The sequence below is a fragment of the Paenibacillus sp. G2S3 genome (assembly GCF_030123105.1).
In the GTDB taxonomy this organism is placed as follows: Bacteria; Bacillota; Bacilli; order Paenibacillales; family Paenibacillaceae; genus Paenibacillus_AQ.
Genome location: NZ_CP126095.1, coordinates 4,454,116 through 4,470,048, shown reverse-complemented (window position 1 = coordinate 4,470,048; position 15,933 = coordinate 4,454,116). Strand labels below are relative to the sequence as shown.

Sequence of the window (15,933 nt, the reverse complement as noted above, 5' to 3'; positions counted from 1 at the left end):
TATATTTCGCGAAGAGTTAGGTTTACAAATAGCGCAATTAATGAGCATGAATGTAAATGGAGTGTTCAACATGAGCGAAGTGAATAATAAAGTATTGATGCAGACCCATAAGCTTGGAAAAACCTTTTCCCATGGGGGAACTCAGCAGCATGTATTAAAAAATTTAGATCTGACCTTATATCAAGGTGATTTCACGATTATCATGGGCAGCTCTGGATCTGGTAAATCAACGCTGCTGTATGCCATTTCGGGAATGGATAAGCCAACGCTTGGAGAGGTTTTGTTTGAAGGTCAAGGTATAACGGCGATGAGTAATGATCAGCTGGCGATATTCCGGCGGAAGAATTGTGGGTTTGTTTTTCAACAGATCCATCTACTCGATTCGATGAGTGTCCTCGACAATGTGTTATCAAGCGCTTTTCTCGTACAGAAGGATAGAGCTGCAGCCGTGGAAAAAGCTAAAAAGCTTCTCGCTGATGTAGGTTTAGATGACTCCGTCTGGGGGAAGTTTCCGGCGCAAATCTCAGGTGGTGAAGCACAGCGTGCCGGAATTATCCGGGCCCTGATCAACAGCCCAAAGGCGGTATTCGCGGATGAACCGACGGGAGCGCTAAATAGCTCAGCAGGAATAGGGGTACTGCGTGTCCTGACTGATGTGAATAAACAGGGACAAAGCATTATTATGGTTACCCATGATCTCAAAACGGCGTTGCGTGGTAATCGGATTTTGTATCTGCGGGATGGAGTTATCGTTGGAGATTTGCGCCTTTCCTCCTATAGCGAAGATAGTGGACCTGAACGGCAGCAGCAATTACAGTCCTTTCTGACCGAATTGGGGTGGTAGGGATGAGAAGCTTAATAGGAAAGCTTGCCTGGTCTAATATTCGTAAAAGAAAAAGTGCAACGATTACGCTCTTCGTATTGATTATGATTGCCGCGCTGCTGCTGAACATTGGCCTCACGGTCAGCTTGAAGCTTAATTCTTTTCAGCAAGAAAAAATGACTGAATTAAAGACTCCAGAAATAAGTGCATATTTTGCAAAAGATGATCATCTAAAAGAGTATGAGGAGCTAGTGGATAGCTATCCATATACCGAAACTTTGGAGACTGAAGCAGCGATTCTATTCGCAGACGCAAAAATGAAGTTTGGAGAAACGGACACTACTGTTGCTTTTATAATGCTAAACGCGGATACACCGCGGACAATGGGACTATTCAAGACTACTACCCCGCTCGAATCTAGGGATCCGAATATGATCTATCTGCCTTATTTATTCCATGTAGGATCGGGGTATGAGCTAGGTGATATCTTTTCTTTTGAATACAATAGTAACCAATTCTCTTATACCATCGGTGGATTTATTGAGGAGCCGCTTCTAGGGACATTAACGAACGGAGCTTTAAAAGTATTTCTAAATGATGAAGGCTATAAGCAATTGGAGAAACGTCTTGGAACAGAAGCTCAGTATAGTTTTCTTTCAGCGGATTTGACCGATCCTTCAAAGGATGTGAAGCTGGAACAAATGTTAAGTGAGCGGATTTTTGCCTCAGGAATTAAGAGTCCATTTCAAGTAATGCGGGCGGAAGTCGGACTCGAAGGGAACCGTGTTTTTGTTAATCTCTTAGCAGCTATTTTGATCGTATTTGCACTCATTATGGTTCTGATTTCGCTTATTGTAATCCGGTTTCAAATATTAGGACATATTGAAGACAATCTGACTAATATCGGTGTTTTAAAGGCGAATGGTTATACCTCACGGCAGATAAAAAACGCGCTTCTGCTTCAGTTCACCTCAGTTTCCATCATCGCTGCCATACCGGGAGGAGGGTTAGCGGGGTTAGTTATGCCCTTGGTAGGGAATATGATTTCTTCTTCGATCGGACTTCTGTGGCCTGTATCCTTTGAAGGAGGCAGTGCAGCGCTTAGTTTGGTTATCGTCTCTGGACTGGTTGCTATTGTTACCTATTTGTCGAGTCGGCGAATCCGAAACATTACTCCGATAGCTGCTCTGCAGAGTGGGATCCATACGCATAATTTTAAACGGAATCACATTCCACTTGAAACATCCCGAATGAATCTGCAATTCAGCTTAAGCCTTAAAGCTTTATTAAGGCAGATGAAACAGAACATGATGATCATACTAATTGTTGCCGGGTTAACCTTTTCTAGTATTTTTTGCTCTATACTGAATTTCAACTTTAATGGAGACACTTCCGCCGTAATAAAGTTGGTAGGCATAGAACGAAGCGATTTTATGTTGTTGCCAAAGAACGGAGATCTGCAAGAAGGAATGTTTACAGAATTAGAAGCTATGCCAGTAGTTAAAAAGTTGACTGTATTGGATAGCCTGGCCGCTTCGATTAAAGATACCAACTTTATGCTGCGAGTATCAGACGATTTTAGTCAGCTGGAGACACAAACAACATATAAAGGCAGGCAACCCATTTATGATAACGAAATTTCGATTTCCGGTGTTATTGCAAAAATGGAGAATAAAGAAGTAGGGGACGAAGTTCCGGTCACTTTTAATGGTGTGACGGAGAATTATTTGGTCACTGGCTTAAGCCAGCAGATTAATCAACTTGGGATGGTAGCGAGTATAACGGGAGATGGAATGAGAAGACTGCAACCGGAGTATATCCCTCAGTCCATCAATGTATATCTAAAAGAGGCGGGGGATTCCCAAGCTTTTGCGAAGGATCTCGAAGCGCGATTCCCCGGACAATGGAACATTACTAACGTTCGAGAAGCAATGGATAGTACACTTAATACCTTCACTTCAGCAGTGTCTTCTATGACAGCAGTGATTACTGTGGTTACGATTTTTGTAGTCAGTCTAATTTTGTATTTAGTGATTAAGACTTTGATTATGAAACGAAAGCGAGAATTCGGCATTCTTAAAGGTATGGGTTATACTACGTTTAATCTAATGACACAGATTACGTTCAGTCTCTTTCCGGTGATTGTAGTTGGAGTAGTGCTGGGGAGTTTAGCCGGTTATTGTTTCTCGGATTCGGCGTTTGTATTATTGCTGTCAAGTCTAGGCATTTATAACGTCCAGTTGGCGGTTAGTCTGCCTCAAGTGCTGCTATTGTGTTTAGCGATCTTAGTAGTAGCCTATGTGGTTTCTATGCTTGTTGCTCGGCGGATTCGAAAAGTCAGTGTATACGATTTGATTATGGATTAAGCGGAAAAAACAAAAAATAACGAGTTGGGGATTGACCCATACTCGTTGTTTTTTATTACATATTCATTCGTCCGTCATCATAATTGAATTGCCAATCGATGCCGAATTTATCTTTTAGACTACCATAACACGAGCTCCAGAAGGTTTCTTGTAATTCCATACCTACTTTGCCGCCTTCTTTAAGCTTACGGAAATATTTTTTTATGCCATCCAAATCCTTACTAACTACCGAAAGACTAATGTTGTTTCCTTCCACAAAAGGCATGCCCGGAAAAACATCAGAGAACATTACATTACTGCCTTCGATATTCAAGCGAGTGTGCATAACTAAATCTTTGGCTTCTTCAGGAAGAGTGAAATTGGGATCGGGTGGTGTTTCTCCAAACGTCATGATTTGCGGAGGTTCAGTTCCAAACACCTCTGCGTAAAATTCTGCGGCTTGACGACAATTCCCATTGAAATTCAGATAAACATCGATAGACATTTACTTCACTCCTTAAAAGTTTTGTTGGCATCGAAAGCTTGGTTTGAAGTTAAAATTTAAAATATCTCACAACTTCCATATTGTATCATTTACCAGTTCATAAACAAATATACTTATAGTCTCATTTGGTATGAACTTTTATATCAAACACGATATATTTCTATTAAACAGGCCTCTCTTTGAGAAGCTTGTTTTTATTTTAAATACTATCTTTTAATTAAAAATGGGATATGGTAGTATTTAAAAAAAGGGATTATTTTCTATAAATATAATAAAATTATAATTATGTAAATTAATTAAATATTTTGGTTGTATCATAATAGATAATGAAATTGTGAGAGGAGGTGACACAGAGAGCTGGAAAGGAATAAAGGAGGTGAACATTTCTTTCGAAGCGTGTAAACCGCAGTTGTAGCAACGTGTGACTATTAATAAATTTTTACGAATTTATTTAATTGTCGAAAGGAGAATAATAAATGACAAAGGCACTAACGAAGCAAATGTTCTTATTGCTTACGATCATGGCTTTAGTTATCACCGGATATGCTCCTTCTCCCACGTATGCCAGTGAAGCACATGTTGATAATCCGTTTGTAGGGGCTACTTCATATGTGAATCCTGATTATGCCGCACTGATAGACACCTCAATAGCTCAGGTCACCGACAACACTCTAATATCTAAGATGGAGACTGTTAAAAAGTATCCAACGGCAATATGGCTTGACCGGATTGCTGCTATTTATGGCGGGGTGAACAATGGAGGCAGAAAAAGTCTTGAAGAAACTTTGGATGCCGTGCTCGCTCAAAAACAAGCTAACATGCCAATCACAGCAACATTCGTTATCTATGATATGCCTGGTCGGGACTGCCATGCTTTGGCATCGAATGGAGAACTGCCACTGACTGCTGAGGGTTTAGTGACCTATAAGTCAGATTACATTGATGTAATAGCAAGCATTTTTGCTAAACCCAAATATAGTGATATTCGTATAGTTACCATCGTTGAGCCAGACTCGCTTCCAAACCTGGTTACGAATCTCAGCACACCTCAATGTGCTCAGGCCAACTCCACAAATATTTACCGAGATGCAACACGTTACACCTTGAATGCACTCCATGCCATCCCAAATGTATATACTTACATGGATATTGGTCATTCAGGCTGGCTCGGCTGGGAAACCAATCGTGGTCCCGCTATTGATCTCTTTACGACGGTTGTTTCAGGGACTACAGCTGGACTAGCAAGTGTCGATGGATTCATAACGAATACAGCCAATACAACACCACTGGAAGAACCTAATCTTCCAGATCCGAATCTAACGATAAGCAGTCAGCAGCTGCGTTCCGCAAGTTATTATGAATGGAATCCGTATTTTGATGAAGCCGATTTCACAGCTGCTCTATATTCCGGATTTGTAGCAAAAGGTTGGCCATCCACGATTGGCTTTCTGATAGATACCTCACGAAATGGGTGGGGCGGTGTTAATCGTCCGACTAGTGCAAGCGGAACAACAGTTAACGCTTATGCGGATTCTGGTCGGATTGATAAGCGTTACCATCGCGGGAATTGGTGTAATGCTAGCGGAGCTGGAATTGGGGAAGCTCCACAAGCAGCACCGACAGGTTATTCAGCCTCACATCTGGATGCTTTTGTATGGGTGAAGCCTCCGGGAGAGTCTGACGGCTCCAGCAGCGCAATTCCTAATAATGAAGGTAAAGGCTTTGACAGAATGTGTGATCCGACTTACACCAGCTCAAGTGGAACACTGACTGGTGCATTGCCTAACGCGCCTGTATCAGGTCATTGGTTCCATGATCAGTTCGTTCAGCTGGTACAGAATGCTTACCCTGTGATTCCTCTGAGTAGTGGAGGGGGGACTGAAGTTCCAGCCGTACCAACTAGCTTGGTGGCTACAGCGGGAGACGCGAAAGTAAGTTTGAGCTGGACAGCATCAAGTGGAGCGACTAGCTACACTGTGAAACGAGCGACCACAAACGGAGGGCCTTATACCACATTAGTGACAGGATTAACGGCGACGAGTTATACCAACACGGGTCTAACAAACGGAACAACCTATCACTATGTTGTGAGCGCAACCAATGCTGTGGGAGAGAGCGCGAATTCTACACAAGCGAGTGCAACACCGGCAGCGGTGGCGACTGTTCCAGCGGCACCAACTAGCTTAGTAGCGACAGCAGGAGACGCAAAAGTAAGCCTGAGCTGGATAGTATCGAGCGGCGCGACAAGCTACACAGTGAAACGTGCAACCACGAGTGGTGGGCCGTACACTCCAGTAGAGATGGGATTAACGGCGATGAGTTATACCAACACAGGCTTAACGAACGGAACAACCTATTATTATGTTGTAAGTGGGACGAACACGACTGGCGAGAGTGCGAACTCTGCGCAAGTGAGCGCAACGCCACAAATCGCGGCACCTACCAGTCTTGTGTTGCAGTACCGTGCTGGAGACACCATTGCTACAGATAATCAGATTAAGCCATATTTTAATATTAAGAACAATGGTACCACTGCTGTAAACTTGAGCGACCTGAAAATCCGCTACTACTTTACTAAGGATAGTAATCAGACATTAAATGGTGTTATCGATTGGGCGCAAGTAGGGAATAGTAATGTTCAAATCTCATTTGTTAATTACGCAGGTACAAATGCTGATACGTATGTTGAACTTACGTTTACCTCTTCAGCCGGTTCCATTGCAGCTGGAGGACAGTCCGGGGATATACAACTTAGGATTTTTAAATCGGACTGGACTAATTTTAATGAAATCAATGACTATTCCTTTGATGCGACTAAAACTGCATTTACGAACTGGGATAAGGTAACCCTTTATCAAAATGATGCCCTTGTTTGGGGGATTGCTCCGTAAACAGGAATAGGTAGTAGTCAAAAAAAGCCACTGGAGTATTATCCAGTGGCTCTTTCCCTATGATTTAATTCGTTTACCTAGTAAAATTAGTAGCCATATGATACCAGCACCTACTATGGCATGACCAAGACCCGCAATATGTGGTAAGAAGCTGATGTCAGTCCCGTTAATTTGCAGCATCCCACGAGTGGCCATAGTACCGATCGTGATCAAGAGACCAATGTTATATACAATGTACCATGCGCCAAAGGATTTAGCCTCGTGGATATTAAATAACTTGGCTAAGATCAATGCGATAATAAAGAAGAAGAAGCCCAGTACAAGAATATGAGTATGAAGTGCTACTAAGATGGTGTTTCCTTCGAAATCATTCATTTTGGTAATTTCCCGATAAGCGACACCTGCTATCAAACCAAGAATGGCATAGAAAAAAGACGTGTAATACAGTTTTTTCATGATCATGACTCCTTTGTGTTTATTGTTATATCAAAATCTTATCATGCAATTAAGAACGCAATATGAACAAAAAATTACATAGTGATTAATTTCACAAATTCGACAAAATTAATCCATTGCGTTTGTCTTACACAGTTTCCACATAGTTTCTACACAATATCCATCTATACTAATTAACATTATTGAACCCACTGTTCAAAGGAATCAGGGTGTTTGATGGCACGGGAGGATGAATATGAAAAAAGCGGATTGGATCATAGCCATTCTGGTTATGGGAATGGGTCTGATGTGCATGTTGGTTTCAGCAATTTTTTTTCGTATTGATTTTTTCCGTAATATAAAGTAGGAGATGATTTTTTTGAAAAGAGGAGTATTTGCAGTAATCTGTGTAGTTATTCTATCATTTGGAATTGGAACAGCAGTCTATGCTGCCGGGATGGGTCCTAGCACTTTTAAAGAGATGTTGCCCTTTATGAAAGAAAGACATCCTAACTTGGGTGATTCCGAGCTAGAACAAATGTATAAGAGCTGTCATCAACAAGAGGGCATTTCTAATACTCGTGGAATGATGTAAAGGCGAAGTTGAGTTATCATCAACGCCTTATAAAAAGAACCCTTTGTTGCATTCGACAAAGGGTTCTTTTTTTATCTTCTAATCTTAAGTTACCGGGCTCAATGCCCCTTGATACTCATACATTAAATTATCGATAATCTGCTGTACGGACAATATCTCTTTAATCTCATGAACTCTGGACCCTGCAAAAACCAACCCGTTCTTAACATCTCCTCTAAGGGAAGTTAGCAGGGATTCCATGGTACAGAAGCGATGCGAACAAACCTTTAGACAATTAGAGCATTTGGCTATTTTTAATTTGGCATCATCACTAATACGATCTGTGAATTCATTGCGAATCGCTCTGCCATCTAGCCCCACTGTAGATTTAATCAGAATCGTATCACCTTGCTGAGCATCTACATACTTTTGCTTAAAGGACAAAGGAGCATCACATTCATGACTCGCCACGAAACGGGTACCCATCTGAACACCAGAAGCGCCAATCCGAAGGGCTTTTGCAATATCATTTCCTGTTAAAATCCCACCAGCAGCAATAACTGGAATTGAAACGGCTTCTACCACTTCAGGAAGGATATCAAACATAGATCTCTCTGTACCCAAATGGCCCCCAGCTTCAAATCCTTCCACAACGACTGCAGAGGCACCAAGTCTTTCAGATATTCTGGCTAATTTGGCGGAGGAAACAATAGACACCACAGGGGTGCCGTACTCTTTACCCCAAGCATAAATATCTCTGGAAATTCCGGCTCCAGAGATAATAAAGTCCGCTTTTTCTTCCAAAGCAACCTTCATTTTCTCGGCAAAATCCTTCATTGCGAATAGTACATTCACACCGATATATCCAATCCCTTTAGAGAGCTCTCTTGTTTTGCGAATGTGCATTCTCAGTTCATCAGTGGTGATTCCAGTACCGGAAATGGTGCCAATCCCGCCTGCGTTGGCTACAGCAGCGGCTAATCTACTTAAGGATATGCCTACACCCATACCTCCTTGAATTACAGGAACCTTGGATTTAATATGCCCAAATTGGATTGTTGGCAGTTTCATATACGCACCTCTTTCATGAGTTCGAGATCGTTATACAATCTCTACTGGAGTAACAGCTATAAAGGTATCACAGTTAAATCTTCGCAGATGTGACTGTGCGCATGCTCAAACTATGTTAAATATCATGTCCATCTTATTGAAGGGGGAAATATAGAAATCCGTTTATGATACAATATATAGCAATATCATAAGGAGAGAAGGACAGTGTATGGAGTTAGAATATTTGCTTCGTGTAGTTGGCGCTGGAATTTGTGGTGCGTTAGTTGGATTTGAACGAAAAAGTCGGATGAAAGAAGCGGGAGTTAGGACGCATTTTATTGTAGCTTTAGGTGCTGCACTTATGATGATCATCTCAAAATATGGATTTCAGGATCAAGCTGATTGGTCCTATGTTAAACTTGATCCCGCACGTATAGCTGCTCAGGTAGTAAGTGGAGTAGGATTTCTTGGCGCAGGAATGATTTTCATGCAGAGACACACCGTGAAGGGCCTGACAACTGCAGCGGGGATTTGGGCAACGGCGGGGCTAGGGCTAGCGATTGGATCAGGACTTTATATTCTTGGAGGAGGAGCAACGATTATTATCTTACTTGGGCAAAAGATTTTGCATGGCCGATATAGTTGGTTGGCCTCACCGAAAACCCAACAGATTGTGATCTGTCTGTCTAACACAGAAGGAGCCGTGAGTAGAATTCAAGGGCTACTAGAAGAAAAAAACATTACCATTCTAAGTTTTCATGCTGAAAATAATAGCGTTACCTCCGAATTGAATTTAGAAATTATCGTACGATTTCCTGAAGCATTTAATTCTGTGAATTTGTTATCTCTAATACAAGAAGACGCATCTGTTAAGGCAGTGGAGTTTCAATAACGGTTCAAGACACTCCGTATCAAAGGTTGGCTTCTATAAAAAGAACTTACTTTTGATGCGGGTGCAATCTTCATTTCACTATCAATCCGCGCATGATTCTACCCTTTTTTCAATACTCAGATTTAGAAACCATCTGCTTCGATTGTTTATCTCAAACCTCTTGTTATTCTAAGATATTTTCCCCTTGAAATCAGGTTCTTCCTATTTATAGTTTTCAATCGGCCTATTATGAGATAAGTTTTGATTTTGTATGTTATGTTTATGTTATGTATTGAGTGATATTGTTAAATATTTCACATATTAACCGCTTTCATTTATTTCGAATAAAAAAATATGTCATTTATATTGACATACATTCAATGAGCCTTTATTATTAATCCCATCACTGGAGAAACTAAACTAAAATTAAATCAAATAATACATTATCGTAGCTTAATTGGCAATTTTGTTCTTATTTTTATAGTCTTATTAGCTTGATTAGTGCACTGGAGAAAATAATTAGGAGAATGTCTGTGAAAAAGCACGATCAGGATTTTATGAAGCGACAAAACCGATTAACGGTCTTCGAAATCATTAAAAATCAACAACCGATTTCTCGGGCTTCCATCGCCAAACAAACGGGTATGAGTCCTACGACAGTAAGTCGAATTGTTGGGGAATTAACTGAACAAGGATTTCTACTCGACTCGGATCAGGTATCGTCAGGATTAGGTCGAAAATCAACGTTGCTAGCTATGGTTGACGCTTCTGTGTTGTCAGTTGGGGTTGAATTGGATCGTAGTCTTATGATTGTAGGGATCGTAGATTTGCAAGGCAAGCTTCTCTGCAGCAGGCAATACCCGCGTACACCGGATGAGAGTCCTAACAAGACGCTGGAACGAATTAATGAAGCGATTGAACATCTGACGCAGCAGCATGTGATTGACAGAACACGTATCGTCGGGATTGGCGTTGGACTTCCTGGCATTGTAAATAACGAAGAAGGTATCGTCGTCTTCTCGGTTCAGCTTGGATGGAAGAATGTACCCTTAGCTAAACGCCTAAAGGAACTAACCGGTTTTGAAATTGCTGTAGATAATGAGCTAAAAGTAAGAGCTCTTGCAGAACACCTTAAAGGTGCTGCAGTTGGTTCCATCCGTACCGCACTGTTGGGCTTCGGTCAAGGTGTTGGATCGGCGATGATCCTCGAGGGAGAGATTTATCGCGGGGTGATGAACAGTGCTGGTGAAATTGGGCATACGACAGTGGATCCTAACGGAATGATGTGCGAGTGCGGGAAAGCGGGTTGCTTACAGACCTATATAAATATTAGCTCATTGTTGTCAGAAGCCAATCGGATTCGTCCGATTCGCACGATCGAGGAGTTATTTGAAGCAAAGGATGCAGGAGAGCATTGGGCGGTTCATTTGATCGAACGTGCACTCATGTATATGGCGATTACGATCAACAATGTCGTATGCATGTATAACCCGGATAGTGTGATCTTGAGTGGAGAACTCGTGGACAAATTCCCAGACGTTTATGAAGAAGTCGAGAAGCTCTATCTCTCACGCTTCACTTGGGAACCCCTTCGCGGGTCTTTCTCCATTCATCGTTCGATGTTGAATGAGAACGGTGTAATTATCGGATCGGGCCTACTATCGCAGAATCGTTTTTTCGCATTGGATTAATAGAATTACATCGAGGGAGGTTGTACAGATGGGATTTACAACATTAGTAGAAGAATATCGCGGTGGCTTACTGGAGAATGTGCATTACGGTGCAGTTAGCGTAGTCGATGAGAAAGGTAACATTTTGTACAAAGTAGGTAATCCGGAGCATATGACCTATCTTCGGTCAGCCGCTAAGCCGTTCCAAGCTTTACCGGTTATGAAGCGACGGATCGACGAAGTGTATGGTTTGACAAGTAAGGAAGCCTCACTCTTTACTGCTTCGCATCGCGGAGAGGCCTTCCACATTGAAGCACTTGAATCTCTTTTTCAAAAAATGGGATTAAAAGAAGAGGGACTTCATTGTTGTTCTACATACCCACTGAATGAGGAAGCCAAAGCGGAGCGTCATCGGGCGAATGAGCCTACTCGCAAAATCTTTCATAATTGCTCAGGTAAGCATGCAGGGTTAATGGGCCTTAGCAAATATATGGGTTGGGATATAGATACTTATTATGATCCTAACCATCCTGTACAACAGGAGATCCTTGAGATCATGGCCTATATTGCTGAGGTACCGAAGGAATCCATTCCTCAAGGGATTGATGGATGTGGTCTTCCTATCTTCGCACTCCCTCTTCATAAAATCGCTTATTCATATTTAAAGCTGGCCTGTCCTGATTTGATTGAGGATATTGAAATACGCAACGCAGCTGCAGCGACTGCAAAGCTTATGAATGATAATCCGGTGATGATTGCAGATACAAAATTCGTCTGCTCAGAGCTTCTAAAGGATGATAATCTGACGGCAAAGGGTGGCGCTAAAGGTGTATACGGTATCGGGCTCCGAAAGGAACGAATCGGTATCTCGCTAAAAGTATCCGATGGCTCTGAGCAAGTCTGGCCTTGTATCATCGCATCGATTCTGGAACGTTTAGGCTATAGCAATCAAGATACAATTGATCGTTTATATGCACTTGTGCCGAACACTATTGTTAATGATGGCGGTACTGTTGTAGGCGAACGCCGTGCTGTATTCCAATGGGAAGTCTGATTATCAGGATCGAGAATAATCTTCAAGTCTCATGAAAAATCGGACTGGGAGCTTTTCTAATACATCGTTTCTAAAGGGGAGTGTATAACATGAAAGTAAAAGGAAAAGTATGGTCAATGTTCATGCTGCTGCTTATTACAGTAGTAGTGACTGCAGGGTGCGGCAACAAAGCGAACAACGAGGGACAAGGCGGCAATACAGCTGGTGGAACGGAAACTAGCACCCCAACTACAAAAAATGATAAAGACATTGTAATTGCCATCAATTCTAACTTTATTACGCTGGACCCTCATAACGCAAGCGATACACATTCAATCAGCGCTGCTAGAACGATGTACGAAGGTCTAATGGGTTTTGATGAGAATATGAACGTAGTTCCTGTTCTTGCCGCAAGCCATTCCATAAGTGAAGACGGTTTGGTCTACACGTTCAACTTGCAAGAGAATGTTAAATTCCAAGACGGTACTGACTTTAATGCTGAAGCGGTTAAAGTAAACATCGCCCGTATTCAAGATGAGAAGAACAATCTGAGACTGCGCAAAAGCTTCGCAAAGGTAGCCAAAGTGGAGACTCCTGATGCAAAAACCGTTGTTATTACACTCAGCGAGCCATACAACGCATTTTTAAATAAGGTTGCAATGGCGCCGATCATTAGCCCGAAAGCTCTGACAGAAAACGGTGCCGATATTTCAAAAATGCCTGTAGGTACTGGCCCATTTAAGTTCAAAGAGTGGGTACAAGGCGATCGTCTTGTTGTTGAGAAGAATCCGGATTACTGGCAAAAGGACTTGCCGAAAGTGGATAGTATAACCTTTAGACCTGTACCAGAGAATGGCTCACGGATTGCGATGCTAAAAACTGGTGAGGCGGATTTCATTTATCCAATGCCAACCGAGCAAGTATCCGAGGTTGAAGGTCTTGAAGGAATTACTGTGGATACGATCGATTCAACCATTGTTCGTTATGTAACTTTGAATACGATGAAAAAGCCTTTCGATGATGTAAAGGTACGTCAAGCCATTAACTATGCGATCAACAAAGAAGCGTATATCAAGGTTGTGAAATCGGGTCTTGGCGCTAAGCTAGATTCCACGATGTCTTCCAAAACACAATATTATTCCCCACAAACAGGTTATGACTATGACATTGAAAAAGCTAAACAATTGCTTGCTGAAGCGGGATATCCTGACGGATTCGAAACCGAAATTTGGGGAGAAAACGAATCTGAAACCATGAAGGGTATGCAATTTATTCAACAACAGCTAGCGCTTGTAGGCATCAAGGTAGAAGTGAAGTCTATGGAAGGCGGTACGTTGTCCGACCAAATTAACGCTGCTAAAACACCTGAAGAAGCAAAAATTCAAATGTGGTATGTCAGCTGGTCTCCATCCTCCGGTGATGCAGATGGTGCTACTAGAGGTTTGTTCAGTAGTGAAATGTTCCCTCCTGCTGGCTCGAATACAGCATATTACAAAAATGAAAATGTAGACAAATGGATCGCTGAGGCGAACAAAGCTGTTGATCCTGAAGCGGCTAAATCCATTTATGCTAACATTCAAAAAACAGTATGGGAAGATGCTCCGTGGGCATTCATGGGCGTTGACCAAATCATCTCTGGCAAAAGATCGAATCTGGAAGGTGTGAAAGTCTTCCCGGATGGTTCCATTAATGTTCTCAATGCAGAAGTAAAATAACGCTAAACAAATGTAAGATTTATTTCCCAAGAATTGAACGAGGCCGCTTCTTAAGAATGGTAGGAAGCGGCCTCACTAAAATCATTTGTCGATACTGAAGGGGGCTTATGAGTTGGGTAGATATGCTTTACAAAGACTCCTCGGGGTTATTCCGCTGTTGTTCATTGTATCGGTGCTAGTCTTTTTGTTTATTCACTTAATTCCGGGCGATCCGGCCCGACTTATTGCGGGTAAGGACGCCACACTTGAAGAGATTCATGGCATTCAAGAGCAACTTGGTCTCAATCTACCCTTGTGGAAACAATACATAAACTACATGGGTGATCTGCTAACTGGTAATCTAGGTAATTCGATCCGTTCAGGGATTCCGGTTACCGATATGCTTGAAAGCAGAATCATGCCTACTTTATGGCTAACATTTCTAAGTATGGCTTGGGCGCTTGTTATTGGTCTTCTAATCGGTGTTATTTCAGCGGTTTATCGCAATAAATGGCCTGATCACTTAGGTACCTTGACAGCTATTTCGGGGATGTCAATTCCTGGGTTCTGGTTAGGTTTGGTACTGATTCAGATTTTCTCGGTTGAGCTTGGCTGGTTTCCAACCGGCGGCGTAGATTCCTGGAAGTCCTATATTCTTCCTTCCATTACACTTGGAATGGGAATTATGTCGATGCTGGCTCGTTACTCACGGTCATCGATGCTAGAAACGTTACGGGAGGATTATATCCGTACTGGACGTGCGAAAGGCTTACGCGAGTATGTTGTTATTAGCAGGCATGCGCTGCGCAATTCTCTTATACAGGTCGTTACTGTAGCTGGACTTCAATTTGGGTTCTTGCTTGGTGGCTCGGTAATGGTTGAGACAGTGTTCAGTATTCCTGGCCTTGGTAGACTGCTGGTGGATTCCATTTTGTTCCGGGATTATACAGTTATTCAAGCCTTGCTGCTGCTGTTTTCAACACAATTTATCCTTATCAATTTAATAGTAGATTTATTGTATGGCGTGCTCAATCCGAAAATCAGGTTTTCTCAGTAAGCTTAAGTAACTGAGAGGCAGAATTACGATAGTTTTATAGGGTGAATATAGGATTAGGAGGGATATCATGAGCGACAATTCGGCGGTAATGGGAACTAATTCTTCTATACCCGGAGAGGTAATAGCCCCGGAGAAAACAAAAGGCCGCGCGGGCGTTTTTTTTCGCAAGTTCAGCAAACAAAAGATGCCCCTTGTGGCTGCATTTTTTATCATATTGCTTTTTTTAATTGCCATTTTCGGGCCATTTCTGACCCCTTATAATCCTGATGAACCGAACTATGATGCGCTAATGCAGGGTCCATCTGCCGCCCATTGGGCAGGAACGGATGAATATGGCCGTGATATTCTAAGTCGCTTAATTGATGGTACACGCTTGACTTTGGCGGTCAGTCTCAGTTCTGTATTAATTGCAGGTGTTCTTGGAACCATCCTTGGTCTTGTCAGTGGATATTATGGCGGTTGGCTGGATCGGATTATTATGCGTGGCAGTGACGTATTGTTCTCATTCCCTGATTTACTACTTGCCATTGGGATCGTCGCTATACTCGGACCTGGTTTATCCAACGTTGTGATTGCCGTTGCAGTCTTCGGTACGCCATCGTTCGCCCGCATTATTCGAAGCGTAACATTGTCTGCGAAGGAAACATTGTTTGTTGAAGCTGCCCGTTCAATGGGTGCAAAGAATCGCCGAATCATTTGGCGACATATTTTTCCTGAAACAGTCCCTAGTATTATCGTTAATCTATCCATGAAAATTGGCGGGGCAATCTTAGCCGCTGCATCACTGAGCTTTCTTGGAATGGGTGCGAAGCCAACGGAGCCCGATTGGGGGGCTATGTTAAGTATGGGACGCGATTATTTAAGTATTGCTCCGCATATTGTTTATTTTCCGGGTTTAGCTATATTTTTGACAGTACTTGCATTTAACCTGGTCGGGGACGGACTGCGCGATGCTCTTGATCCCAAAATGAAAAACTAAGGAGGG

At 42.3% G+C, this 15,933-nt stretch carries 13 protein-coding genes; 10 read left to right on the top strand and 3 right to left on the bottom strand.

Annotated elements, in window-relative coordinates:
* Positions 1-70: 70 nt before the first annotated feature.
* Positions 71-844 carry an ABC transporter ATP-binding protein gene (locus tag QNH28_RS19615; protein WP_283908177.1) on the top strand — a complete coding sequence of 258 codons (774 nt, stop codon included), beginning with the start codon at positions 71-73 and terminating at the stop codon, positions 842-844.
* A 2-nt stretch (positions 845-846) separates the two neighbouring features.
* Positions 847-3,189, top strand: coding sequence for an ABC transporter permease (locus tag QNH28_RS19610; protein ID WP_283908176.1), 2,343 nt, complete (start codon positions 847-849; stop codon positions 3,187-3,189).
* A gap of 55 nt (positions 3,190-3,244) precedes the next feature.
* Here the strand turns inward: QNH28_RS19610 and QNH28_RS19605 are convergent, their stop codons facing one another.
* Positions 3,245-3,673: a VOC family protein gene (locus tag QNH28_RS19605; protein WP_283908175.1), complete on the bottom strand. Its 429-nt coding sequence runs from the start codon at positions 3,671-3,673 to the stop codon at positions 3,245-3,247.
* Between the two features lie 476 nt (positions 3,674-4,149).
* Here QNH28_RS19605 and QNH28_RS19600 point away from each other — a divergent pair, with 476 nt between their 5' ends.
* Complete coding sequence (locus QNH28_RS19600; protein WP_481858329.1) at positions 4,150-6,564, top strand: glycoside hydrolase family 6 protein; 2,415 nt, start codon at positions 4,150-4,152, stop codon at positions 6,562-6,564.
* Between the two features lie 57 nt (positions 6,565-6,621).
* Here the strand turns inward: QNH28_RS19600 and QNH28_RS19595 are convergent, their stop codons facing one another.
* The gene (locus tag QNH28_RS19595) at positions 6,622-7,020 is read right to left on the bottom strand and encodes a DUF2871 domain-containing protein (protein WP_094870196.1); all 399 of its coding nucleotides are present in this window, start codon (positions 7,018-7,020) and stop codon (positions 6,622-6,624) included.
* A gap of 358 nt (positions 7,021-7,378) precedes the next feature.
* Between QNH28_RS19595 and QNH28_RS19590 the strand changes: the two genes are divergently transcribed.
* A complete protein-coding gene (locus QNH28_RS19590; protein ID WP_283908174.1) occupies positions 7,379-7,594 on the top strand; it encodes a hypothetical protein in 216 nt (71 codons plus the stop codon).
* A gap of 84 nt (positions 7,595-7,678) precedes the next feature.
* On the opposite strand, the gene QNH28_RS19585 is transcribed toward QNH28_RS19590, so the two are convergent.
* Complete coding sequence (locus tag QNH28_RS19585) at positions 7,679-8,644, bottom strand: NAD(P)H-dependent flavin oxidoreductase (protein ID WP_283908173.1); 966 nt, start codon at positions 8,642-8,644, stop codon at positions 7,679-7,681.
* A gap of 208 nt (positions 8,645-8,852) precedes the next feature.
* Between QNH28_RS19585 and QNH28_RS19580 the strand changes: the two genes are divergently transcribed.
* From QNH28_RS19580 to QNH28_RS19555, 6 genes are all read left to right on the top strand, one after another.
* Positions 8,853-9,515: an MgtC/SapB family protein gene (locus tag QNH28_RS19580; RefSeq protein ID WP_283908172.1), complete on the top strand. Its 663-nt coding sequence runs from the start codon at positions 8,853-8,855 to the stop codon at positions 9,513-9,515.
* A gap of 512 nt (positions 9,516-10,027) precedes the next feature.
* A complete protein-coding gene (locus QNH28_RS19575) occupies positions 10,028-11,185 on the top strand; it encodes an ROK family transcriptional regulator (protein WP_283908171.1) in 1,158 nt (385 codons plus the stop codon).
* A 28-nt stretch (positions 11,186-11,213) separates the two neighbouring features.
* Positions 11,214-12,218 (top strand): asparaginase, encoded by a 1,005-nt coding sequence (locus QNH28_RS19570; RefSeq protein WP_283908170.1) that lies wholly within the window; start codon positions 11,214-11,216, stop codon positions 12,216-12,218.
* An 89-nt stretch (positions 12,219-12,307) separates the two neighbouring features.
* A complete protein-coding gene (locus QNH28_RS19565; protein WP_283908169.1) occupies positions 12,308-13,912 on the top strand; it encodes a glutathione ABC transporter substrate-binding protein in 1,605 nt (534 codons plus the stop codon).
* A 112-nt stretch (positions 13,913-14,024) separates the two neighbouring features.
* Positions 14,025-14,948, top strand: coding sequence for an ABC transporter permease subunit (locus tag QNH28_RS19560; protein ID WP_283908168.1), 924 nt, complete (start codon positions 14,025-14,027; stop codon positions 14,946-14,948).
* 67 nt (positions 14,949-15,015) lie between these two features.
* Positions 15,016-15,927 (top strand): ABC transporter permease, encoded by a 912-nt coding sequence (locus QNH28_RS19555; protein WP_283908167.1) that lies wholly within the window; start codon positions 15,016-15,018, stop codon positions 15,925-15,927.
* Positions 15,928-15,933 lie beyond the last annotated feature (6 nt).